Origin of the sequence: Enterobacter cloacae complex sp. IR5422 (genome assembly GCF_049238165.1) — a bacterium.
GTDB lineage: Bacteria > Pseudomonadota > Gammaproteobacteria > Enterobacterales > Enterobacteriaceae > Enterobacter > Enterobacter roggenkampii.
On record NZ_JBMKHT010000026.1, the window covers coordinates 35,358 to 59,924 of the forward strand.

Below are 24,567 nucleotides of genomic sequence, written 5' to 3' on the forward strand. Positions count from 1 at the left end.
TTCCTGGAAGAATTAAATTAGGTAAAGGTGAATATGGGTAAAGCTCTCGTCATCGTTGAGTCCCCGGCAAAAGCCAAAACGATCAATAAGTATCTGGGTAATGACTACGTGGTTAAGTCCAGCGTTGGTCATATCCGCGATTTGCCGACCAGTGGCTCAGCCAGCAAAAAGAGCGCAGACTCTACCTCCACCAAAGGGGCTAAAAAGCCTAAAAAGGATGAACGTAGCGCGCTTGTCAACCGCATGGGTGTTAACCCATGGCATAACTGGGATGCACAATATGAAGTGCTTCCAGGGAAAGAAAAAGTCGTTAACGAGCTGAAGCAGCTGGCTGAAAAAGCAGACCACATCTATCTCGCAACCGACCTTGACCGCGAAGGGGAAGCCATTGCGTGGCACCTGCGGGAAGTGATCGGGGGTGATGACAAACGCTACAGCCGCGTAGTGTTTAACGAAATTACGAAGAATGCGATTCGTCAGGCGTTTGAGAAGCCGGGCGAGCTAAACATCGACCGTGTTAACGCCCAGCAGGCGCGTCGCTTTATGGACCGCGTTGTGGGCTACATGGTTTCTCCACTGCTGTGGAAAAAGATTGCCCGTGGCCTGTCCGCAGGTCGTGTGCAATCCGTCGCCGTGCGTCTGGTCGTTGAGCGCGAGCGCGAAATTAAAGCCTTCGTGCCGGAAGAGTTCTGGGAAGTCGATGCCAGTGTGACCACGCCGGGTGGTGACGCTCTGCCGCTGCAGGTAAGCCACCAGAACGATAAGCCTTTCCGTCCGGAAAACCGCGACCAGACCATGGCCGCCGTGGCGCTGCTGGAAAAGGCACGCTATCAGGTGCTGGAACGTGAAGACAAACCGACCAGCAGCAAGCCTGGTGCGCCCTTTATCACCTCCACCCTGCAACAGGCGGCCAGTACCCGTCTGGGTTACGGCGTGAAGAAGACCATGATGATGGCCCAGCGCTTGTATGAAGCGGGTTACATCACCTACATGCGTACCGACTCAACCAACCTGAGTCAGGACGCGGTCAACATGGTGCGTGGCTACATCAGCGACAACTTCGGTAAGAAATACCTGCCGGAAAGCGCTAACCAGTTCGCCAGCAAAGAGAATTCTCAGGAAGCGCACGAAGCGATTCGTCCTTCTGACGTCTCTGTGCTGGCTGAATCGCTGAAAGATATGGAAGCCGACGCGCAGAAGCTGTATCAGCTGATCTGGCGTCAGTTCGTGGCGTGCCAGATGACCCCGGCCCAGTACGACTCCACCACGCTGACCGTTGGCGCGGGTGATTTCCGTCTCAAGGCGCGCGGTCGTATTCTGCGTTTCGACGGCTGGACAAAAGTGATGCCTGCGCTGCGTAAAGGTGATGAAGACCGAACGCTGCCAGCGGTGAACAAAGGTGATGAACTGTCTCTGGTTGAGCTGATCCCGGCTCAGCACTTCACCAAGCCACCGGCACGCTTCAGTGAAGCATCTCTGGTAAAAGAGCTGGAAAAACGCGGTATTGGCCGTCCGTCGACCTACGCGTCAATTATCTCGACGATTCAGGATCGCGGTTACGTCCGTGTTGAAAACCGTCGTTTCTATGCGGAAAAAATGGGTGAGATCGTCACCGATCGTCTGGAAGCCAACTTCCGCGAGCTGATGAACTACGATTTCACCGCGCAAATGGAAGACAGTCTCGACCAGGTTGCCAGCCACCAGGCGGAATGGAAAAAGGTCCTCGACAGCTTCTTCAGCGACTTCACCGACCAGCTTGAAAAGGCGGAGAAAGACCCTGAAGAGGGCGGCATGCTGCCTAATCAGATGGTACTGACCAGCATCGACTGCCCAACCTGTGGCCGCAAGATGGGAATCCGTACTGCCACCACGGGCGTGTTCCTGGGCTGCTCCGGCTATGCGCTGTCGCCAAAAGAGCGCTGCAAAACCACCATCAACCTGGTGCCGGAGAACGAAGTTCTCAACGTGCTGGAAGGTGACGATGCGGAAACGAACGCTCTGCGTGCCAAGCGCCGCTGCAAAAAATGCGGCACGGCAATGGACAGCTACCTGATCGATCCAAAACGCAAGCTGCACGTGTGCGGTAATAACCCAACGTGTGACGGGTATGAGATTGAAGAGGGCGAGTTCCGCATTAAAGGCTATGACGGCCCGATTGTGGAGTGCGAGAAGTGTGGTTCTGAAATGCACCTGAAAATGGGACGTTTCGGTAAGTACATGGCCTGCACCAACGACGAATGTAAAAACACGCGCAAAATTCTGCGTAACGGTGAAGTGGCCCCGCCGAAGGAAGATCCGGTTCCGCTGCCAGAATTGCCGTGTGAGAAATCCGACGCGTACTTCGTGCTGCGTGACGGCGCGGCAGGTGTCTTCCTGGCCGCCAACACCTTCCCGAAATCGCGCGAAACCCGCGCGCCGCTGGTGGAAGAGCTATATCGCTTCCGCGATCGTCTGCCGGAGAAACTGCGTTATCTGGCCGATGCGCCGCAGCAGGATCCGGAAGGCAACAAAACCGTGGTGCGTTTTAGCCGTAAAACTAAGCAGCAGTATGTTGCGGCAGAGAAAGAGGGTAAAGCGACCGGATGGTCAGCCTTCTTTGTCGATGGCAAATGGGTTGAAGGCAAGAAATAATCTTTCCTAACCGTAACTTACCTGTAAAAGGGCCGGATTTCCGGCCCTTTTTTATTACCTTGTTATTATTTTTTGTTCCGTACTATACAGTCAGGCTATAAATGATATAGTGGTTATAGTTAACCTGTTTCTTATTATTAAATCGTCTTAAGCGATTGACCGCATGCGCTAAATCGGATGGTCTGGCATGAAATTACAGCAGCTTCGTTATATCGTTGAGGTGGTGAATCATAACCTTAACGTCTCTTCTACCGCCGAGGGGTTGTATACCTCGCAACCGGGCATCAGCAAACAAGTTCGTATGCTGGAGGATGAGTTAGGCATTCAGATCTTCGCCCGCAGCGGTAAGCATCTCACTCAGGTGACGCCTGCAGGGCAGGAAATCATCCGCATTGCGCGGGAAGTCCTCTCCAAAGTCGATGCGATTAAGTCTGTGGCGGGGGAGCATACCTGGCCGGATAAAGGCTCGCTGTATATTGCCACGACGCATACTCAGGCGCGCTATGCGCTGCCCGGCGTTATCAAAGGCTTTATCGAGCGTTATCCTCGCGTCTCGTTGCATATGCACCAGGGCTCGCCAACGCAAATCGCTGAAGCCGTCTCTAAAGGGAATGCAGACTTTGCCATCGCCACCGAAGCGCTTCACCTGTATGACGATCTGGTGATGCTCCCGTGCTACCACTGGAACCGCTCTATTGTGGTGACCCCCGATCACCCCCTGGCGGGTAAAGGGTCGGTCACTATCGAAGAGCTGGCCCAGTATCCTCTGGTGACCTATACGTTTGGCTTTACTGGCCGGTCCGAGCTTGATACGGCATTTAACCGAGCAGGGTTAACGCCGCGCATTGTCTTTACCGCGACCGATGCCGACGTGATTAAGACCTATGTCCGGCTTGGATTGGGCGTGGGCGTCATCGCCAGCATGGCGGTCGATCCGGTGTCAGACCCTGACCTGGTGCGTCTTGATGCGCACGACGTTTTCAGCCATAGCACCACAAAAATTGGTTTCCGCCGCAGCACCTTCCTGCGCAGCTATATGTATGATTTTATTCAGCGCTTTGCCCCTCATTTAACGCGTGACGTGGTGGATACCGCCGTGGCATTACGCTCAAATGAAGATATTGAAGAGATGTTTAAAGACATCAAACTCCCCGAAAAATAATCACAACCGGTATCTTTCCCCCAGGGAAAGATACCGAAATAACGCCTCAAAGCTAAATTAGAATTATCATCATCTGCTTTCCCTGCCATATAATGTCATTAGCCATTTGCTTTGTAAGGTTTTAATGTCGTGAATCGGCGACAAAAGTAGAAACTAATTTACGCCTCCGCAAATTTTTCTTTTCAATAATTTATTTCTGGTCAAAAGATTGAATATTTCATACCTCCCGGTGCGTAAATTCACTGGCTTTTCGGCTAAAGTTTCTTTAGGATTTATCTCAACAGATGATTAATTGTACCAATTGTTTGGTCCTAAATGATAAGCGATGTCGATTGTATGAGGTTAGCAATGCCTTCAGGAAGTGAAGAACCGCAAAGGGATCCTGCGCTCAAGCGTAAAGCCTGGCTGGCGGTCTTTCTCGTCTCCGCCTTGTTTTGGGTGGCTGTTGCTCTCCTGGCCTGGAGATATTGGGGTTAAATATGGCAGTGACGGTACGTACCGCTTCGGTAAAACAGATGTGTCAGCATCGTGACAACGGCCACAGAGGGCGTAAAGCACCTGCAACTGTTGTACCTGCGTCCTGGAAACTGACGCCGCAGCAGCAAGCGTTTATTGATGTGTTCGCAGAAGACGAACCCAAAAAACAATAATTTAGTTTATTGCGTAATGATGCAAATAGTCTGAATATCGACTCTGCACTTTTGTACTCTTTAATAAATACACATCAGCAATATAGCACTGAGGAACAACCTCGGAATTTTTATAAATAATGCCTGGTGTCCCTATGATGAATAACATGACGTCTCACAAATACTGGTCGTGGATCGGCGTTTTTACCGTGTCGATTCTGTTCTGGAGTCAGCTCATCTGGCTGGCGCTCCACTAAATTGTAAAACCTCGCTACGGCGGGGTTTTTTGTTTCCCCCTTGTGGACCAATCCGAAATTTATCAATTTGGGTTGTTATCAAAACGTTACGACATCTTTGTGTTATCTTTAATTACAGCCCTGATGATTGTCGGGACATCTCTGTGATTAAGGAGGAGCTTATGTCGTTAACCCTACGCGAAGCCAGTAAGGACACGTTACAGGCAGAAAATAAAACCTGGCACTACTACAGCCTGCCGCTGGCTGCCAGAACGCTTGGGGACATTTCGCGTTTACCCAAGTCCTTGAAAGTTTTACTTGAAAATCTCTTGCGCTGGCAGGACGGTGAATCCGTCACGCTCGATGATATCCAGGCGCTGGCAGGGTGGCTTGAGAAGGCCCATGCCGACAGAGAAATCGCCTACCGCCCGGCAAGGGTGCTGATGCAGGACTTTACCGGTGTTCCGGCCGTGGTTGATTTAGCCGCGATGCGCGAAGCCGTGAAGCGTCTCGGCGGAGATACGGCAAAGGTTAACCCGCTTTCCCCCGTTGACCTCGTCATTGACCACTCCGTGACCGTTGACCACTTCGGTGATGACGATGCCTTTGGTGAAAACGTTCGTCTCGAGATGGAGCGTAACCACGAGCGCTACGTCTTCCTGAAGTGGGGACAGCAGGCGTTCAGCCGGTTTAGCGTGGTCCCGCCAGGCACCGGCATTTGTCACCAGGTAAACCTTGAATATCTGGGTAAAGCCGTCTGGAGCGAATTGCAGGATAAAGAGTGGGTCGCCTATCCGGACACGCTGGTGGGTACGGACTCCCATACCACCATGATCAACGGTCTGGGGGTACTGGGGTGGGGCGTCGGCGGTATTGAAGCGGAAGCCGCCATGCTCGGCCAGCCGGTATCCATGCTTATTCCGGATGTGGTGGGCTTCAAGCTCACCGGAAAACTGTCTGAAGGCATTACCGCCACCGACCTGGTGCTGACCGTCACCCAGATGCTGCGCAAGCATGGTGTGGTAGGCAAGTTTGTCGAATTCTACGGTGACGGACTGGATTCACTGCCGCTGGCCGACCGCGCCACCATTGCCAATATGGCGCCGGAATACGGTGCCACCTGCGGCTTTTTCCCCATTGACGACGTCACGCTGGAGTACATGCGCCTAAGCGGCCGCAGCGAAGAGCAGGTCGCGCTGGTGGAAGCGTACACCAAAGCGCAGGGCATGTGGCGCAATCCGGGCGATGAGCCTGTTTTCACCAGCACGCTTGAACTCGATATGGGAAGCGTCGAAGCGAGCCTCGCGGGGCCGAAACGCCCGCAGGACAGGGTTGCGCTGACCGACGTGCCGAAAGCGTTTGCCGACAGCAATGCCCTTGAAGTGAACGTGGCGCAGAAAGACCATCGTCCCGTCGACTATGTTCTGAACGGACATCAGTATCAGCTTCCGGACGGCGCGGTTGTGATTGCCGCGATTACTTCCTGCACCAACACGTCCAACCCCAGCGTATTAATGGCGGCCGGTCTGCTGGCTAAGAAAGCGGTAGAGCTTGGACTAAAACCTCAACCGTGGGTTAAGGCCTCGCTGGCACCGGGCTCCAAAGTGGTGTCGGATTACCTGGCTCAGGCCAAACTGACGCCGTACCTGGACGAGCTGGGCTTTAACCTCGTGGGCTACGGCTGTACGACCTGTATTGGTAATTCCGGGCCTCTGCCTGAACCTATCGAAACGGCGATCAAGCAGGGTGACCTGACGGTCGGCGCCGTACTGTCCGGTAACCGAAACTTTGAAGGGCGCATTCACCCGCTGGTGAAAACCAACTGGCTTGCTTCGCCGCCGCTAGTGGTGGCTTATGCCCTGGCCGGGAACATGAATATCAACCTGGTGACCGATCCGATTGGTCACGATCGTAAGAATGATCCTGTCTATCTGAAAGATATCTGGCCTTCTTCACGTGAAATCGCGCTGGCCGTTGAGAAGGTTTCTACCGAGATGTTCCGCAAAGAGTACGCGGAGGTCTTTGAAGGCACGCCGGAATGGAAAGCCATCAACGTTGCAGGTTCGGATACCTATGGCTGGCAGGATGACTCGACCTATATTCGTCTGTCGCCGTTTTTTGATGAGATGCAGGCCGAGCCGGCGCCGCTTAAGGATATTCACGGCGCGCGTATCCTGGCCATGCTGGGGGATTCCGTCACGACGGATCATATCTCTCCGGCGGGGAGCATCAAAGCCGATAGCCCGGCAGGCCGCTATCTGCAAAGCCGGGGTGTCGAACGCCGCGATTTTAACTCTTACGGCTCGCGCCGCGGTAACCATGAAGTCATGATGCGCGGGACCTTTGCCAACATCCGCATTCGTAACGAAATGGTGCCGGGCGTGGAAGGGGGCATGACGCGCCATCTGCCGGGGACGGAAGTCGTGTCGATTTATGATGCGGCGGTCAAATACCAACAGGAAGGGACGCCGCTGGCGGTGATTGCCGGGAAAGAGTACGGTTCCGGCTCCAGCCGCGACTGGGCGGCGAAAGGCCCGCGCCTGCTTGGCGTTCGGGTGGTCATCGCCGAATCGTTCGAACGTATTCACCGTTCGAATCTGATCGGCATGGGGATCCTGCCGCTTGAGTTCCCGCAGGGCGTGACGCGTAAAACGCTGGGCCTGACCGGGGAAGAGCAGATTGATATTAGCGGCCTGCAAAACCTGCAGCCGGGTAAAACGGTGCCGGTAACGTTAACGCGGGCAGACGGGAAAACCGAGGTGCTGGATTGTCGGTGCCGTATTGATACGGCAACCGAGCTGACCTACTACCAGAACGACGGCATTTTACATTACGTGATTCGTAAGATGCTGGATTGATGAAACGAGCCCGGCACGCGTGCCGGGCTTTTTATATCACTCTTTCAGCAGATGGCCCATTTTGGCAGCTTTGGTATCAAGATAGTGGGCGTTTTTCGGGTTACGGCCGACAATCAGCGGTACACGTTCAACGATGTTGATCCCGGCTTCGGTCAGGATTTCCACTTTTTTCGGGTTATTGGTCAGCAGACGAACTTCGTCTACGCCCAGCAGCTTGAACATATCGGCGCATAAGGTGAAGTCACGTTCGTCAGCGGCAAAACCGAGCTGATGGTTGGCTTCAACCGTATCGTAGCCCTGGTCCTGAAGCGCGTAGGCGCGAATTTTATTCAGCAAACCAATATTACGCCCTTCCTGACGGTGATAAAGCAGCACGCCGCGGCCTTCTTCAGCAATATGAGAAAGGGCCGCTTCCAGCTGGAAACCGCAATCACAGCGCAGGCTGAACAGCGCGTCGCCGGTGAGACACTCTGAATGGACGCGGGACAGCACCGGCGTCTGCCCTGAAATGTCGCCATATACCAGTGCGACATGATCCTGTCCGGTTGCCAGTTCTTCAAAACCCACCATCAGGAAATCGCCCCATGGGGTTGGCAGTTTGGCTTCTGCCACACGTTTAAGCTGCATGTGATTCTCCAGAGTAGGCTGACACGTTTCGTGCCTGTGCCCTGTTTTGCTTTCTGTATCAGTTTATTTTGCCACAAGCTCAGCAGGTTCGCCTAATGGGCACCATGCGATATGACCGTTAAAAGCACGATCCGACATCTCCACCCAGCGAACAAATTTCAGTTATGATTGTGACGCTTAGCAAAAAGGAGAAGACATGCATTCAATCGCCAGACGTACGGCAGCAGGTGCGGCCATTTTACTGATTATGCCTTTGGCCGTATGGCTTTCAGGGTGGATGTGGCAGCCCGGGCAGAACGCCACGTGGCTGAAAACGTTATACTGGATTACGGAAACGGTCACCCAGCCCTGGGGAATTATCACCCACGTCCTCCTGTGCGCCTGGTTTCTGTGGTGCCTGCGCTTTCGTCTGCGCGCGGCACTAATGCTCTTTGCGATCCTCGGCGGCGCTATCCTTATCGGTCAGGGCGTAAAATCCTGGGTGAAAGATCGCGTTCAGGAGCCGCGTCCTTTTGTCGTCTGGCTGGAAAAAACGCACCATGTTCCGGTGGATGAGTTCTACACTTTAAAGCGTAAAGATCGTGGCGCACTGGTGAAAGAACAGCTTGCGGAACAGCAGGATATCCCGAAATTCTTGCGTAAACACTGGCAGAAAGAGACCGGGTTCGCGTTTCCCTCCGGCCACACCATGTTTGCGGCCAGCTGGGCGCTGCTGGGGGTTGGGCTGCTTTGGCCTAGACGTCGAACGGTCACCATCGTGATTTTACTGGTCTGGGCGACGGGAGTGATGGGCAGCCGCTTACTGCTGGGGATGCACTGGCCACGGGACCTGGTCGTCGCCACGCTCATCTCGTGGATGCTGGTTATGCTGGCGACCTGGCTGGCTGAACGATTCTGCGGCCCGCTAACGCCACCGCCGGAAGAGAAAGAAGAAATAGCCGAAAGGGACCAAACGGACGCCTGAAGGTTGATATTGCGCATTTTGCCCATAGATCCATGACTGGCGCGTCACTTTTTCCATTTCGCGCCCGTCACTAAAATGGTAGTTTATAAGGCTGATTGCGGTAAGTTGAACATACTTTATTCGCTTGAACCACATAACGGGAAGTAATGTGAAATATTTACTCATTTTCTTACTGGTATTGGCGATTTTTGTCATTTCAGTCACATTGGGTGCACAAAACGATCAGCAGGTGACGTTTAACTATCTGCTGGCTCAGGGCGAGTATCGCGTGTCGAGCCTGCTCGCGGTCTTATTTGCTGCAGGCTTTGCCATTGGCTGGCTGGTTTGCGGTTTGTTCTGGTTAAAAGTCCGTGTTTCGCTTGCGCGCGCTGAACGTAAAATCAAACGACTCGAACATCACATTGCGCCTGCGTCCGACATGCCGGAAAGCTCTGGCGTGCCGGTCGTTAAGGAATAATCGACGATGCTGGAGTTGTTGTTTCTGCTTTTGCCTGTCGCCGCAGCCTATGGCTGGTATATGGGCCGCAGAAGTGCGCAACAAACAAAACAGGATGAGGCCAACCGGCTCTCCCGCGACTACGTTGCGGGGGTGAACTTCCTCCTGAGCAATCAGCAGGACAAAGCGGTGGACCTGTTCCTCGACATGCTGAAAGAGGATACGGGGACCGTTGAAGCGCATCTTACCCTGGGTAACCTGTTCCGCTCGCGCGGCGAGGTTGACCGCGCCATCCGTATCCACCAGACCCTGATGGAAAGCGCGTCTCTGACTTACGAACAGCGTCTCCTGGCGGTACAACAGCTGGGCCGAGACTATATGGCCGCGGGGCTGTACGATCGCGCTGAAGATATGTTCACCCAGCTGGTAGATGAAACGGATTTCCGCATTGGCGCGCTGCAGCAGTTGCTGCAGATTTACCAGGCCACCAGCGACTGGCAGAAAGCCATTGATACGGCTGAACGTCTGGTGAAGCTGGGTAAAGATAAGCAGCGCGTTGAGATCGCCCATTTCTACTGTGAGCTTGCCCTTCAGCAGATGGGCAATGACGACATGGACAATGCCATGGCGTTGCTGAAGAAAGGTGCCGCCGCGGACCGCAACAGCGCCCGTATCTCCATCATGATGGGGCGCGTTTTTATGGCGAATGGCGACTACGCTAAAGCCGTTGAAAGCCTGCTGCGGGTTATCGACCAGGACAAAGAGCTGGTCAGTGAAACGCTGGAAATGCTGCAAACCTGCTATCAACAGCTGGACAAGCGGGAAGAGTGGGTGGCATTTCTGCGTCGCTGCGTGGAAGAGAATACCGGCGCAACCGCGGAACTGATGCTTGCTGACGTTGTTGAGCAGTATGAGGGGGGCGACACCGCGCAGGTCTATATCACCCGACAGCTTCAGCGTCATCCGACCATGCGGGTCTTCCATAAGCTGATGGATTACCACCTGAACGACGCGGAAGAAGGGCGCGCGAAAGAGAGCCTGATGGTGCTTCGCGACATGGTTGGCGAGCAGGTGCGCAGCAAACCGCGCTACCGTTGCCAGAAGTGTGGTTTTACCGCCTACACGCTCTACTGGCATTGTCCGTCCTGCCGGGCCTGGTCCACCATCAAGCCCATCCGCGGCCTGGACGGGCAGTAATTTTTTTAAAAGCCTTCATTTTAGTTACAACATACTGATGGTATTTAACGCTTTCTGAGCACCGTGCGGTTTGCCAGCCTGGCAGGTAGATAAATGGATTCTGTCAATTTGCGGCGTCGGCAGGTAGAATGCTGGCCGTTTATCTGTTCCGCGCCGCTGCGCGCCCATAGACGAAAAGGGCTGGTCATGACGTCTGTTACATCCTCCACTTCCCGCGTAATTACGGATTCTCCTGTTGTTGTTGCGCTTGATTACAATAAGCGTGACGCTGCACTGGCGTTTGTCGACGGTATCGACCCTCGCGATTGCCGCCTGAAAGTTGGCAAAGAGATGTTCACGCTGTTTGGACCGCAAATCGTTCGCGATCTGCAACAGCGCGGCTTTGACGTTTTCCTCGACCTCAAATTCCATGATATTCCGAACACCACGGCCCACGCCGTTGCTGCAGCCGCCGAGCTGGGCGTATGGATGGTCAACGTCCATGCGTCGGGTGGGGCAAGAATGATGACCGCTGCCCGTGAGGCGCTCCTGCCGTTCGGTAACGACGCGCCGCTGCTTATCGCCGTCACCGTGCTGACCAGTATGGACGAAAATGATTTACGCGACCTTGGCGTGACGTTGTCACCTGCGGAACATGCCGAACGTCTCGCGCGTCTGACGCAGCAGTGCGGCCTGGATGGCGTAGTCTGCTCCGCGCAGGAAGCGGTACGTTTCAAATCAGCGCTGGGCCAGGATTTTAAACTCGTTACGCCGGGGATCCGTCCTGCGGGCAGCGACGTGGGCGATCAGCGTCGCATCATGACGCCTGAGCAGGCGCTGGCGGCGGGCGTTGACTATATGGTCATTGGACGTCCGGTGACGCAGTCTGCAAACCCGGCAGAGACGCTTAAGGCTATCAACGCATCGCTGAAAAAGGGGGCGTAATGACCGATTCCAACAGCCGTCTGGTCTACTCAACCGAGAGCGGGCGTATCGACGAACCGAAAACGAAAGTGGAACGTCCTAAGGGGGACGGTATCGTGCGCATTCAGCGTCAGACCAGCGGACGTAAGGGGAAAGGGGTCTGCCTTATTTCCGGTATTGATGTGGATGATGCTGAACTGACAAAGCTGGCTGCCGAGCTGAAAAAGAAATGTGGATGCGGCGGGGCCGTGAAGGACGGCATTATCGAAATCCAGGGTGATAAACGTGATTTAATTAAATCACTGCTCGAAGCCAAAGGCATGAAAGTCAAACTGGCAGGCGGCTAAAATAAATGAGCCACGGCAAATGCCGTGGCTCGTGTTATATACGTGCGTATGTCAGACCTGAAATGCGTTTAAATATCGCAATATCGAGGAAGGCTTAGATAATAGTTATTTGCCAACCTGGTGACCGATAATACCACCGACAGCAGCGCCACCTAATGTACCCAGCGTACTACCATCCGTTAATACTGCACCACCGAGAGCACCGGCACCGGCACCAATCGCGGTGTTACGGTCACGTTTAGACCAGTTAGAGCATGCGCTCAGGGACATAGCGACAGTGATTGCCAGAACAGCGGCGGCTAATTTTTTGCTGGTTAAGGTCATAATACTTTCTCCTGAATTATCGATTCACGGAAAGATGTACACGTTAAGTATAGACTAAACGAATACTTAATTCTTTTCCCCGTGAAAGCTGGTCGCGCAGGCGTTACTTTATCACGCAGGTGATAGTCACTTCCTGTTATATCGCTAATAGTAATTTTACGACTTTAGGGCAGGTTAAACAGGTAAAAACTCTTAAAGCAGGGTTAAGAATCATCTCAGAGAAAGACGTGTGCGCCCGAAATACGGGCGCGGAGGGAAATCAGGCGCTGGCTTTAATAATATTGACGATCAAACCGCTCTCTTCGAGTTTATTGCGATGCGCTTCGCTCAAACGGTCATCGGTAATCACGCGGCTAAAGCGTGAAGCGGGACCCATCGTGTAAGGGTGAACGGCACCAAATTTAGAGCTGTCGGTGAGCACAATGGCTTCGCACTCTTTTTCCAGTACGGCATTCACCACGTCAGAGCGCATCATATCCCGGCCGGTAAAGCCTGTCTCCGGCTGCCAGCCGTCAATCCCGATAAAGGCCTTACTGAAATGAACCTGCTGGACGTACTGACGGGTCAGCGGGCCAACCATGCTTTCACTTTTTTTCTGATAGATGCCGCCCAGCAGAATCACCTCGCAGCGCGTCTCTTTAAGTAAATGCGCGATATAGCTGCTGACGGTGATGATGGTGACGTCTTTTTGATCGGCAAGCGTTCGCGCCAGAAGGGCATTACTGCTGCCGTTTTCAATAAAGACGGTCTCGCCGTTGTTCACCAGGGACGCAGCAAATTCCGCCAGTTCACGTTTGAGCGCGTAGTTGTTCATCATGCGCGTCTCAACGTCATCACTGTCCAGCGGGACCGCATAGCCGTGCGCGCGACGCAGGTAGCTCTGTTTTTCCAGCAGATTAAGATCCTGACGGATGGTGACTTCAGAAACGCCAGTGGTTTTAGCGAGATCGACTACGCTTACGCGTCCCTGATCGATGACCATCTGCAAAATGAGTTGTTGTCGGGAATTCATAGCATCCATTTAATAAAGCGAAACGAGGTCGGAAACGGTGGGGGTTAAACTTCCCACGGCGCTTTTGGCTGTCTGTTTTCGGGCGCATCGTCAGCGCCATTCTGAGCAAGAAGTTCAGACTTCAGGATCTCAAGATTACGGATAGCAGAGTGATAATCGCCCGCCACCAGGATATCCAGCACGGTATCAATTCGTTGTGCTACAGCTTGTGCGTCAATAGTTGACATAATCTCACCCCAGGCGCGAAAAGTTAATATTTTCAATGATGCAGAAATTGGCTTCAAAAGAGAAGGGAAAAAATGCAATAACCAAATTACATAAACGGAAGTGATAAAATTATTCCCCCTCATGCTGCGGGCTTATTGAGTGGATTAGTCTAAAACTGCGCGCAACGCGCTTTTTTATAAGAGGAATTAGACTATGACAGTTATCAATCAGCCTACCTGCACACTGTTTACCGATACTGAACGGTTCACCCAGCTGTCAGGCTATTACGAGGCAGAGCGACATACAGTCTGGATGATGTTGCGGGCTCAGCCACGTCCTTGCTTCAACCATGCGTTAATAGAGGAGATCATGAACCTTTCATGGCTCGTCCGCCAGTCTGGTTTTGCGGTCGATTTTTGGGTGACCGGATCGCTGGTGCCTGAGATGTACAATGTGGGCGGTGACCTGCAGTTTTTCGTCGAGTGCATTCAGCACGGTCGACGTGAAGCGTTACGGGCCTATGCGCGCGCCTGTGTCGATTGCGTGCATGCGGCCTCCCGGGGGTTTGATACGGGGGCCATCTCGCTGGCCATGGTCGAAGGCAGCGCGTTAGGGGGCGGGTTTGAGGCCGCTCTTGCGCACCATTTCGTTCTGGCGCAGCGCGATGCACGTTTAGGTTTTCCCGAGATTGCTTTTAACCTCTTCCCGGGCATGGGGGGATATTCCCTGGTAGCTCGCCGTTCAGGAATGAAGCTGGCGGAGGAACTCATCTACAAGGGGGAATCCCATACGGCGGAATGGTACGAACAGCATGGCCTGGTGGATCTCCTGTTTGAACCCGGACAAAGCTATGTCTCCACACGAACCTTCATCGACACGCTACGGCCAAAACTGAATGGCGTAAGAGCGATGCTGCGCGCCCGTACGCGCGTTCTGCAATTGCCGCGCAGTGAATTGATGGACATCACGGAAGACTGGGTAGACGCGGCTTTCTGCCTGGAACCGAAAGATATCGCCTACATGGAGCGTCTGGTCATGCTGCAAAACCGCCATCACGCGGCGGGCTTGCGTAAAGCCAGTTAATGCTGTTTCCGCGCCTGATATCGTTTTAGCCATCGCTCGAATGCGGCAGCGGGCATCGGCTTAGCAAACAGAAAACCCTGCCGTTCGTTGACGCCGTTCTTGGTCAGAAAGGCGTCTTCTTTTGCATTTTCCACCCCTTCGGCAATCACCTGCAGGTTTAACGCCTGCGCCACCGCGACGATGGCGCGCACCAGAGACTGGGAGATGGACTGCTTATGAATATCCCTGACGAACGATTGATCGAGTTTTATGGCGTCAATAGGGAAGCGGGCCAGCTGAGAAAGGGAGGAGTAGCCGGTACCAAAATCGTCGAGATGAATTTGCGCCCCCAGCCTGCTGAACTGCTGGATCACGGAGAGCGCCAGCTCTTCGTTCTCGATGAGACAGCTTTCGGTTAATTCGACGTCGACCGGGCAGTATTCAAAGTTTAGATCCTTCAGCGCCTGCTTTAAGTCGCTAAAGATAGTCTGGTCGGCCAGCTGACGCGCAGAGACGTTCACGGCCACGCGCAGGTTAATTCCCTTATCGCGCCATTTCGCCACCTGGCGAACCACATCCAGCATCACCCAGCGGCCCAGCGGCACAATCAACCCTGACTCCTCGGCATAAGAGATAAACTCCAGCGGTGGGATCAACCCGCGTTCGGGCGATTGCCAGCGGACCAGCGCTTCCAGGCTTCTGACCTCGCCGCGCCAGGTGATTTTAGGCTGGTAGTGGATCAGGAGCTGGTCGTTATCCAGCGCCTTACGCAGGTTGGTATCCAGCCAGAGATACTCAAACACGCGCTGGTTCATCTCGGGCGAGAAGACGCAGAACTTGCCCCGGCCGTTCTCTTTAGCGGTGTACATGGCGGTATCGGCGTTACGAATGACGCTTTCCCGGTCGTTACCGTGCTGCGGGGCGAGGGCGATGCCCAGGGAACAGCCGGTGTAAATTTCGATCAGGCCGATTCGGAACGGCTGGCGCAGGCGGGTTAAAATGCGCGACGCCATCGCTTCCAGAGAGCCCTGAGAGGTATGGGTGGCCATGACGATAAACTCATCTCCGCCAAGTCGTGCCAGCACCTGTCCCTCATCCAGACAGCTCAAAATGGCGAGCGCCACAGCCTGTAACAGCTGATCGCCAAACATATGCCCGTAAGCGTCGTTGACCTTTTTAAAGTTATCCAGGTCGAGATACACCACGCCAACCTGCGTGTCGCCGCGGTGACTGATGGCGTCAGAGATCAGGTCGTGGATCGCATTGCGGTTTGGTAAGCCGGTGATGGTATCGGTATTGGCCAGCACGCGCAGCCGCTCCTGAGCGCGGCGTTCCTCGGTAATATCGGTACCGGAACAGATAAGGAAAATTTCATTTTTACCGCTGCCGCTGTGAACGAATTTGTTTCTGAACAGAAACAGTCGTTGCCCTTTACGCGTTTTGATCCAGCGTTCGACTTCGTAGGAGCTGCCGTTGCGGAAGAAACCGGTAATATTGCGCTTTGAGGCAGCCGCTTCGCTGCGGCTCATAAAGAGCTTAAACACGTTCTGGCCAATCACTTCTTGCTCTTTGAGGCCGGTATACTCTTCGCTCAGTCGGTTAAAACGCTGAATATTGCCATTCTGATCGAGAATAACAATCACGGAGTTAGCCTCTGACACCACCTGTTCCGCAAAAGAGAGTCCCTGAGCCAGGTCGCGCGCCACGGAGGGCGTATCGTTCCAGGCGGAAGCCGTACCGGCCCACTCGTTACGGGTAATTTTACGGCCTACAAGGTGAACCGGGACATCTTCCCCGAATAACGAGAGCGTCATGGAAATGCTGGAGGTAATAACGGTTAAATGACGGATAAGATCGGCCTGATCGTCGTCCAGCGCAATCACTTGGGTGACATCGGCATTTTCACTGGCGGCAAGGTGCAGAGCGTTGCTGTCAGCTGACAAGCGCCACCATGGACTGTGGGTTCCCATGTAGCGAAACAGCAAATTCTGCTCCAGATCGTCCATCATGTTTTCTCCCGCAGCTGTTCAGTAGCGCACCAATTATTCATTTGCAGTCGACTTTTCCGTTGAGAAGCAGCGGCAAAACCGAAGTGAACTTATTGTTTTTCCCTGAATTCTTATAATAAAACGAGTCAGATTTAAAAGGATACTAAGCGTATAAAAATTCACGTAACCGAATATAACAACACTCTTTTACTGTAGATAATTATGGCGAATTTGGGCGAGGAGAGGCTGAAAATAGTAAGAAAAAATAATGATTTTGTGGCGGGGATAAAAAGAAAAATTGTCGGCCTTTCCGGAAAGGAAATGACCGACAATTGAACAGGTTATCAGGCGACAGGACGCGCGATAATACTGCGGGTTTCCATACGGACTTCAGCGATAGTGACGTCAATCACGTCGGTGACTTTGTAAACTGTTTCACCTTTAATTTGCACCGTACCGTTTTCCTGACTACAGACCATTTCATCACGAACAGCATGCAGGAATGGCGCCGGAATAAACGCGACAGCACCGTTATCGACCAGGCGGACGCGCATCCCCCCGCGGCTGATATCAATGATCTCGGCGGCGAAACGGGTATCCGTACCGGCTTTATCCTGCAGGAAGCGCGCGTACAGCCAGTCGCCAACGTCACGCTCTGCCATGCGGTTCAGACGGCGACGATCGGCCATTTGCAGCGTGGTCTCCTCCTGAGGGCGGGCAACGGTTTCGCCTTTGATAATCGCTTTCAGCAGACGGTGGTTAACCATATCGCCATACTTACGGATCGGTGACGTCCAGGTCGCGTAGGCTTCGAGGCCGAGACCAAAGTGCGGGCCAGGCTCGGTGCTGATTTCAGCGAAGGACTGGAAGCGACGAATGCGGCTGTCCAGGAAGCCCGATGGCTGCGCGTCCAGTTCGCGGCGAAGCTTGCAGAAGCCCGGCAGGGTCAGCACTTCTTCCGGATCGACGTGCACGTCGTGATTCTTCAGCAGGGCCGCCAGCGCTTCGGTATTCGCCGGATCGAAGCCGGTATGGACGTTGTAAATACCAAAGCCCAGCTTGTCGCGCAGCACGCGTGCGGCACAGATGTTGGCGGAAATCATCGCTTCTTCAACGATGCGGTTCGCAATGCGTCGCGGCTCGGCCACGATATCCAGCACTTCGCCTTTCTCACCCAGAACAAAGCGATAATCCGGGCGATCTTTGAACACCAGCGCATGGATTTGACGCCATTCGCTGCGGTTCAGGCAGATGCGATGCAGCAGACGGATCTGCGCGGCAATGGCGTCTGATTCTGGTTTCCAGCTACCGGTATTTTCCAGCCAGTCGGAGACGTTATCGTAGGCCAGCTTGGCTTTCGACTCGATGGTGGCGGCAAAGAACTCGATATCGTCTTCAATCGCGCCATCCGCGGCAATGGTCATGCGGCAGGCGAGAACCGGGCGCACTTCATTTGGGCGCAGCGAGCAGAGATCGTCTGACAGTTCACGCGGCAGCATTGGGATGTTGAAGCCCGGCAGGTAGTTCGTGAACGCACGAATTTTCGCCGTTTCGTCAAGCTTGCTGCCTTCAACAATCCAGGCGGTGGGATCGGCAATGGCAACGGTCAGGTGCAGTTTGCCGTCGGCGCTCTCTTCAGCGTAGAGCGCATCGTCCATATCTTCGGTGCTGGCGCTGTCGATGGTGACAAACTCCAGCGCGGTGAGATCGCGACGCGTCAGACCTTCGTCCTGCATCTCGGTTGCCACGCCGTTCGGCGCTTCTTTTTCAAGATTGTGGCGTGCCAGCGTAACCCACCATGGCACGAAATGATCGGCGCCAAAGGTAATGAACTGGGTCAGTTCCGCATAAAAACCGCGATCGCCCTTCAGAGGATGACGGCGCATTTCTGCTACGGCCCAGTCACCTTCTTTAAAATCATGCTCAACGCCACGGGCGGCGCGGCAGGGAATGGCATCTTTCAGCAGAGGATGATCCGGCACGATAGAAAGACGATCGTCTTTTCGCTGCACCTTGCCCACAAAGCGGGTCAGGAACGGTTCGATCAGTTCTTCCGGCTCGGCGGACTCACGTTCCTTTTCGGTATGAATGACGGCCATGACGCGGTCGCCATGCATCACTTTCTTCATCTGCGGTGGCGGAATGAAGTAGCTTTTCTGCGCGTCAACTTCAAGGAAGCCAAAGCCCTTTTCCGTGGCTTTTACGACCCCTTCTGCACGCGGCGTCTGGGAATGCAGTTGCTGTTTAAGCTGCGCTAGCAGCGGGTTGTCCTGAAACATAATGTTCTATTTTCGTAGCCATTGAGCGGCTGACAGTTTTACGCGATTCTCACTGTCTCAGCAAGCGGTCTTTGGGTAATGAGTGTGGTTATTCCTCTTTACCAAACGCCACTTTCAGACGATTAAGCCAGCCATCAAACGCACTTTGGGTAAGCAGCGTGATGGCATATTCGCCCTGGAGTCCTTGATCCGTGAGCGGGGTAAACTGCGCGGCGCTGAAGCGGTCCGGCGAGCGGGTCAGCAGTTCGACCGCTGCCGAAAGTGCGGGTGAAGTCTGCGGGATCTCCGCGCGGCTGTTTAACAGGATTTCTCCGGTCAGGTCGAGCAGCGTCGGCTCATGACAAAGCACCGGCGTCAACGCCTCGAGCGCGGGTTCGGCCTGCCAGCGGGAGAGGGACTCCAGCTGATGCGCATTCGCGTAGCGCAGCTCGACGACGGGTAAAAGCGGCATCCAAGCATCGTGGCTCGCGGGAAGCGTGTGCGGCTGAATATGGTGCCCCGGCAACCAGCGAACAGGGTGTCCCAACAGCGCCTGAAAAATCGCGACCACGCGCGCCTGAAAACCGATAAAGCCGATAATCTGGTTAATCACCACGATGTCGTACGTGGACAGGCCCACCTCATCAAGCTGGTTCCGGGCTTTATCATCAATGACATCAGGCGAGCTGGCGAGCTGGCGGGCATACTGGGTGATTTGCGCCAGGCGGCGGTTGCTTTCGCGCGAGGAGTCCGGGCCGGGAAGCGGGGCGAGGAGGGCGGCGTAGTGGTTACAGAGCCGCTGAACGCCGCAGGCCTGAGCGACCGTTAGCGCGGTACTGAGCCGATCGTAAGCGCTGAGCGTATGCAGTCGGTTCACGGGAATTGAGAGCGGAAACAGCTGGTGGCATAAGGCTCTGGCAGGGGTAAGCCAGCCAGAACAGGCGGCGACAATCTCATCAGGCAGGGCTAAATCGAGCAAAAAACGATCGTCGACGTTAGCGGCTTCGGGCACCAGGGGCAGAACATCCGTCTGCGCGTGGTTTGACTGGGTTTCATGATACCAGTGGCCTTTGCCGGAAAAACGGCGTTGTTCCATGTGCGTTCCTTGATCTCAAAATGGCGATCAATATCCTGGCGTAAGGCAGATAAAGGGAAAAATATTGTTAGGTGATAACAAATAGCAGAACGGAATAACGAAGGGGTGACGCGGGGGGGAAATACTCTCTTCCCGGGCGGGAAGAGAGTCACAGCTTATTTAATTTCCAGCTCGTTCATTGCAGCGATGTTGAAGCCGCCGTCAACGTGAACCACTTCGCCGGAGATACCCGCGGAAAGGTCAGAGCACAGGAATGCTGCAGAGTTACCCACATCTTCAATGGTAACAGTACGACGAATCGGGGTAACCGCTTCGCAGTGTGCCAGCATTTTACGGAAATCTTTAATACCGGAAGCGGCCAGGGTGCGAATTGGACCCGCAGAAATGGCGTTAACGCGCACGCCTTCAGGACCCATTGCGTTCGCCATGTAGCGTACGTTGGCTTCCAGAGACGCCTTAGCCAGACCCATTACGTTGTAGTTAGGGATCGCACGTTCTGCGCCCAGGTAGGACAGGGTCAGCAGGGCTGCGCCCGGGTTCAGCATCGCGCGGCAGGATTTCGCCATCGCAACGAAGCTGTAGGAGCTGATGTCGTGCGCGATTTTGAAGCCATCACGGGTTACCGCGTTCACGTAGTCGCCGTCCAGCTGGTCGCCAGGCGCGAAGCCGATGGAGTGAACGAAACCGTCGAATTTCGGCCATGCTTTTGCCAGTTCAGCAAACATGCCGTCGATGCTTTCGTCTTGTGCAACGTCACATTCCAGAACAATGCTGGAACCCAGCTGCGCGGCAAACTCTTCAACACGGCCTTTCAGCTTGTCGTTCTGGTAGGTGAACGCCAGCTCAGCGCCTTCGCGATGCATTGCCTGTGCGATGCCGTATGCGATGGACAGTTTGCTGGCAACGCCAGTCACCAGAATGCGCTTACCGGAAAGAAAACCCATAGCTTTAATCCTTATATTCATTGCTTATTTTGCCTTGTAATTCATAGCGTTACAGGCAGTATTTCAAAACCATTCGAAATTAGCTCGAAATTATAGCCCACTCACGGCCCTTTGTGTCACGATATTTCTCGCACTTCTCCGAAGTCGCATGCCCCGAAGAATGCGCCGCGGACTCTCGGGGGCGCGAAATTTCAGCATTCGTCCAGTATATCACCCGGCAACAGCTTCGCCTCATCCAACCAGCGAGGAGGCGCGATCCCGCAAGGGTGTTCATGCTTTCCTGATGTTGCCGATGAAGCGCGCAATAACGATAAAGAAAACCGGTACGAAGAAGATCGCGAGAAGCGTACCGCTAATCATGCCGCCAAATACGCCGGTACCGATGGCATGCTGCGTACTGTCGCTTGCACCGGTGGCCAGCATCAGAGGAACAACTCCTAAGGTAAAGGCTAACGATGTCATCAGAATGGGGCGCAGGCGCTGACTGGCTGCATGAATGGTCGCCGCCAGCAGGGGTTGCCCTTCGCGATGCAGCTGCATGGCAAACTCCACAATCAGAATGGCGTTCTTGGCCGACAGGCCGATGAGCGTAATCAGACCGACCTTAAAGAACACGTCATTGGTCATGCCGGCAATAAACACCGCTATCACCGCGCCGATAAGGCCCAGAGGAACGACCAGCATGACCGCAAAAGGAATAGACCAGCTCTCATACAGGGCGGCGAGCACCATAAACACGACCAGTATCGACAGGGCGATCAGGCCCGGAAGCTGCGATTCCGATTTTATCTCCTGTAGCGAACTCCCGGCCCACTCGCCCGCCATGCCCTGAGGTAGAGTCCTGGACAAGCCCTCCATGGCCTTCATTGCGGTGCCGCTGGATACGCCTGACGCCGCACTTCCGGTAATCCGTATAGCAGAATAACCCTGGTAGCGCGTCAACTGCTGCGGCGCAACGTTCCAGGAGATCGTCGCAAACGTTGATACCGGCACCATCTCACCCATCCGGTTTTTCACTGATAGTTTCAGTATCTGCTCGGGCTGCATTCGATAGGGGGCATCGGCCTGAATAATCACCTGTTGAACGCGGCCGTTGTTGGTATAGTCGTTGACGTAATTTGAGCCCAGGGTGACGGAGAGCGTCTGGTTGATTTCATCGAATGAGACGCCCATCGCTTCCGCCTTTTCCCGGTCAACCTGGAGCGCAAGGCTGGTTCCTTCCGGCAGACCGTCTATATAGACATCGCTGAGTTCAGGGCGTTGATTAGCCTGCAAAACCAGCGCGTCGGCGGCCCTCTTTAGAGCCTCATAGCCCGCTCCCGCTCTGTCCTGAACGTACCAGGTGAAGCCCGAGGAGGTGCCCATATCCGAAATGGCCGGCGGGAGCAGGCTCATTGTGACGGCATCAGTGACGTTCGTCATGCTGGCCTGTATGTGGTCGGCTTCATCCTGAGCCGTCGAGCCCTGCCGATTTTTCCAGTCCTTCAGCGTGGTGAAGGCCATACCCGAATTCGGTCCTGAACCTGAAAAGCCAAACCCCAGGATCATAATGTTGCTTTCAATGTCCGGCCGGGCCGCAATTTCCGCTTCAAATTTTTTGACCACGTCGAGGGTGCGCTGCATCGTGGCATCAGAAGGCAGCTGGATAGAGGACATAAAGTAGCCCTGATCTTCATCCGGCAGAAAGGACGACGGTAGCGAAGACAATCCAACAAACAGCGCCGTGCAAAGCGCAACGTACAGGAGCAGCATACGCCCGGTTCGCTTCAGAACGGCACCCAGCCCGGCTTCGTAACAGACGGTGAGCAAACGGAAGCGCGCGTTAAACCTGGCCGCGAACCTTCCACTTCCGCTCTTTCCTGCCTTGTGCGGCTTGAGCAACGTTGCGCACAGGGCAGGCGTTAGCGTCAGGGCCAGAAACGCGGACAGCAGTATGGAGACCGCCATAGAAATACAAAATTGTCGATAGATAATCCCGACCGAACCCTCAGCAAACCCCATGGGGATAAAGACGGCAGTGAGCACCAGCGTGATCCCGATAATCGCCGGGGCGATCTCCTGCATGGCCTGCCGGGTAGCGTCCCGTGGGGAGAGGCTTTTTTCCGCCATCAGTCGTTCGACGTTCTCCACAACCACAATGGCATCATCAACGATAATCCCTATCGCCAGCACCATGCCGAACATCGTCAGAATATTGATGGAGTATCCGCTCAATAACATCACCGTGAAGGTGCCAAGAAGTGCGACGGGAGCAACAATCGCCGGGATAAGCGTACAGCGTATCTTGTGCAGAAACAGAAGCATCACCAGGAAGACCAGGACCATCGCTTCGACAAATGTCTGAACCACCTTCATGATAGAAAGTTTCACAAACGGCGCGGTATCGAAGGGAACCGTAAACGCCATTCCTTCCGGTAACACTAGGGAAAGCTCGTCGATGCGCGCGCGTACGCCTGAAGCTGTACTCATTGCGTTGGCACCCGGCGACAGCTGGATTGCCGCCGCCGTTGCGGGCACACCATTTTCGCGGATACCGAAAGCGTAACTTTGCAGGCCGGACTCAACGCGCGCGACGTCGGACAGTTTCAGCCTCGCGCCCGATGCATCTGATTTCAGGGTAATGTTTCTGAACGCCTCTACCGAAGTGAGTTGCCCCTTCACGGTGATGGGATACGTTACGCCTTGTCCCGCAGATGCCGGTTCATCTCCCGTTTTGCCGGGCGAAACCAGGGCATTTTGCTGGCCAACAGCAGCAAGTACATCACTCACCGAAAGGCCGTAGCTGTGGAGCTTCATCGGATCAAGCCAGATACGCAGCGCTTTTTCGCCGCCAAACAGCTGAACTTTCCCTACGCCGGGCACGCGACGAAGCTCGTCACTGACGTTTCGGGCAAAATAGTCGCTTAAGTCGGCTTCCTCGAATTGACCGCTGGTGGACTTCAGCCCCACCATCATTAAAAATCCAGAATTAGCGGCCTCGACGTTAATGCCGTTTTGTCTTACCGCCTGAGGAAGACGAGGCTCGACGATCTTAATCTGGTTCTGCAGATCCATCTGTGCCAGCTTGATGTCCGTGCCGGGTTTAAACGTGACGGTAATGGACGCCGAACCGGTTGTGTCGCTGGATGATTCGAAGTAGAGCAAATTATCTACGCCAGAGATTTCGCGCTCGATTAACGAAATCACCGACGTATTCATGATGTCGGGGCTGGCCCCCGGGTAACTGACGGAAATAATGATGCCTGGCGGAGCCACCGCCGGATACTGCGCAACCGGTAAACGAGGAATAGACAGGAGACCCGTCAGGACGATAAACAGCGCCACGACCCAGGCGAAAATAGGGCGGTCAATAAAAAAATGAGGCATTGGTTTTTTTGTGCAAAAGAGTGAGGTAGAAAGTCTACCGCGCACCTGTTTAGCGGAAGTGGGCGGTTTATGGAGGCCGTGTGGAGCAAGGGCTCAGATCATTCTCATAATGAGGTACAGCGGTGCTCCACCAAAAAAAATGATCAAATAACATTCATAGTAAAAGATCAGATCCTCAATATCGGGCATCGCGTTTAAGGAAGGTGCGAATAAGTCCGAGATGTGAGATCATCGTGTTGTAACCTGAACCCAGAATGAGTAACCGGATGAGCCAGCAACTGACTTTTGCCGACAGTGAGTTTTCCAGTAAACGCCGCCAG

At 54.2% G+C, this 24,567-nt stretch carries 21 protein-coding genes and 1 pseudogene; 12 read left to right on the plus strand and 10 right to left on the minus strand.

The genetic code is table 11. From position 1 onward, the window contains the following. Positions 1-33 precede the first annotated feature (33 nt). The 6 genes from topA to acnA all read left to right on the plus strand — a co-directional run bounded on the left by topA (position 34) and on the right by acnA (position 7,516). Positions 34-2,631, plus strand: a complete 2,598-nt coding sequence (topA, locus tag ACOTXT_RS13895) for a type I DNA topoisomerase (RefSeq protein ID WP_023292242.1) — start codon at positions 34-36, stop codon at positions 2,629-2,631. A 187-nt stretch (positions 2,632-2,818) separates the two neighbouring features. Beyond that, entirely contained in the window at positions 2,819-3,793 is a 975-nt protein-coding gene (gene cysB, locus ACOTXT_RS13900) for an HTH-type transcriptional regulator CysB (protein WP_008502814.1), read from the plus strand. Positions 3,794-4,129: 336 nt separating this feature from the next. After that, a complete protein-coding gene (locus tag ACOTXT_RS13905; RefSeq protein ID WP_213374860.1) occupies positions 4,130-4,270 on the plus strand; it encodes a YmiA family putative membrane protein in 141 nt (46 codons plus the stop codon). Between the two features lie 2 nt (positions 4,271-4,272). Further along, on the plus strand, positions 4,273-4,443 hold the full coding sequence (locus tag ACOTXT_RS13910) for a hypothetical protein (RefSeq protein WP_021240301.1): 171 nt from the start codon (positions 4,273-4,275) through the stop codon (positions 4,441-4,443). Between the two features lie 137 nt (positions 4,444-4,580). Next, positions 4,581-4,679 (plus strand): small membrane protein YmiC, encoded by a 99-nt coding sequence (gene ymiC, locus ACOTXT_RS13915; RefSeq protein ID WP_032623144.1) that lies wholly within the window; start codon positions 4,581-4,583, stop codon positions 4,677-4,679. 161 nt (positions 4,680-4,840) lie between these two features. Continuing rightward, positions 4,841-7,516, plus strand: a complete 2,676-nt coding sequence (acnA, locus tag ACOTXT_RS13920) for an aconitate hydratase AcnA (protein ID WP_045410387.1) — start codon at positions 4,841-4,843, stop codon at positions 7,514-7,516. Between the two features lie 36 nt (positions 7,517-7,552). Here acnA and ribA read toward each other — a convergent pair whose 3' ends face one another. After that, the gene (ribA, locus tag ACOTXT_RS13925) at positions 7,553-8,143 is read right to left on the minus strand and encodes a GTP cyclohydrolase II (protein ID WP_008501210.1); all 591 of its coding nucleotides are present in this window, start codon (positions 8,141-8,143) and stop codon (positions 7,553-7,555) included. Positions 8,144-8,339: 196 nt separating this feature from the next. On the opposite strand from ribA, the gene pgpB reads away from it, so the two are divergent. The 5 genes from pgpB to yciH all read left to right on the plus strand — a co-directional run bounded on the left by pgpB (position 8,340) and on the right by yciH (position 11,990). Next, entirely contained in the window at positions 8,340-9,107 is a 768-nt protein-coding gene (gene pgpB, locus ACOTXT_RS13930) for a phosphatidylglycerophosphatase B (protein ID WP_021240298.1), read from the plus strand. Positions 9,108-9,255: 148 nt separating this feature from the next. Then, positions 9,256-9,564, plus strand: coding sequence for a LapA family protein (locus ACOTXT_RS13935; RefSeq protein ID WP_008501212.1), 309 nt, complete (start codon positions 9,256-9,258; stop codon positions 9,562-9,564). Positions 9,565-9,570: 6 nt separating this feature from the next. Further along, the gene (lapB, locus tag ACOTXT_RS13940; RefSeq protein ID WP_333165111.1) at positions 9,571-10,740 is read left to right on the plus strand and encodes a lipopolysaccharide assembly protein LapB; all 1,170 of its coding nucleotides are present in this window, start codon (positions 9,571-9,573) and stop codon (positions 10,738-10,740) included. A gap of 186 nt (positions 10,741-10,926) precedes the next feature. Beyond that, positions 10,927-11,664, plus strand: coding sequence for an orotidine-5'-phosphate decarboxylase (gene pyrF / locus ACOTXT_RS13945; protein ID WP_008501214.1), 738 nt, complete (start codon positions 10,927-10,929; stop codon positions 11,662-11,664). Continuing rightward, positions 11,664-11,990 carry a stress response translation initiation inhibitor YciH gene (yciH, locus tag ACOTXT_RS13950; RefSeq protein WP_063929820.1) on the plus strand — a complete coding sequence of 109 codons (327 nt, stop codon included), beginning with the start codon at positions 11,664-11,666 and terminating at the stop codon, positions 11,988-11,990. Before pyrF ends, yciH begins: the two co-directional genes overlap by 1 nt. A gap of 105 nt (positions 11,991-12,095) precedes the next feature. Here the strand turns inward: yciH and osmB are convergent, their stop codons facing one another. The 3 genes from osmB to ACOTXT_RS13965 form a co-directional block, all read right to left on the minus strand. Further along, entirely contained in the window at positions 12,096-12,314 is a 219-nt protein-coding gene (osmB, locus tag ACOTXT_RS13955; RefSeq protein ID WP_008501216.1) for an osmotically-inducible lipoprotein OsmB, read from the minus strand. 259 nt (positions 12,315-12,573) lie between these two features. Beyond that, complete coding sequence (locus ACOTXT_RS13960; protein WP_021240295.1) at positions 12,574-13,326, minus strand: DNA-binding transcriptional regulator YciT; 753 nt, start codon at positions 13,324-13,326, stop codon at positions 12,574-12,576. Between the two features lie 44 nt (positions 13,327-13,370). Then, complete coding sequence (locus ACOTXT_RS13965; RefSeq protein WP_021240294.1) at positions 13,371-13,553, minus strand: hypothetical protein; 183 nt, start codon at positions 13,551-13,553, stop codon at positions 13,371-13,373. Between the two features lie 193 nt (positions 13,554-13,746). Between ACOTXT_RS13965 and ACOTXT_RS13970 the strand changes: the two genes are divergently transcribed. Continuing rightward, a complete protein-coding gene (locus tag ACOTXT_RS13970) occupies positions 13,747-14,616 on the plus strand; it encodes a crotonase/enoyl-CoA hydratase family protein (RefSeq protein WP_008501218.1) in 870 nt (289 codons plus the stop codon). Here ACOTXT_RS13970 and pdeR read toward each other — a convergent pair. The 6 genes and pseudogenes from pdeR to ACOTXT_RS14000 form a co-directional block, all read right to left on the minus strand. Continuing rightward, positions 14,613-16,604, minus strand: coding sequence for a cyclic di-GMP phosphodiesterase (pdeR, locus tag ACOTXT_RS13975; RefSeq protein ID WP_021240293.1), 1,992 nt, complete (start codon positions 16,602-16,604; stop codon positions 14,613-14,615). The two genes, ACOTXT_RS13970 and pdeR, sit on opposite strands and share 4 nt — an antisense overlap. Before the next feature lie 323 nt (positions 16,605-16,927). Continuing rightward, positions 16,928-18,862, minus strand: a complete 1,935-nt coding sequence (locus ACOTXT_RS13980; protein ID WP_045410380.1) for an exoribonuclease II — start codon at positions 18,860-18,862, stop codon at positions 16,928-16,930. 88 nt (positions 18,863-18,950) lie between these two features. After that, complete coding sequence (locus ACOTXT_RS13985; protein ID WP_008501221.1) at positions 18,951-19,937, minus strand: CMD domain-containing protein; 987 nt, start codon at positions 19,935-19,937, stop codon at positions 18,951-18,953. A 155-nt stretch (positions 19,938-20,092) separates the two neighbouring features. Next, on the minus strand, positions 20,093-20,881 hold the full coding sequence (gene fabI / locus ACOTXT_RS13990) for an enoyl-ACP reductase FabI (protein ID WP_003856831.1): 789 nt from the start codon (positions 20,879-20,881) through the stop codon (positions 20,093-20,095). A 270-nt stretch (positions 20,882-21,151) separates the two neighbouring features. Continuing rightward, positions 21,152-24,247, minus strand: a complete 3,096-nt coding sequence (locus ACOTXT_RS13995) for a multidrug efflux RND transporter permease subunit (RefSeq protein WP_055321877.1) — start codon at positions 24,245-24,247, stop codon at positions 21,152-21,154. A gap of 93 nt (positions 24,248-24,340) precedes the next feature. Then, a pseudogene (locus ACOTXT_RS14000) lies at positions 24,341-24,457 on the minus strand (transporter); the annotation flags it as partial. Between the last annotated feature and the right edge of the window lie 110 nt (positions 24,458-24,567).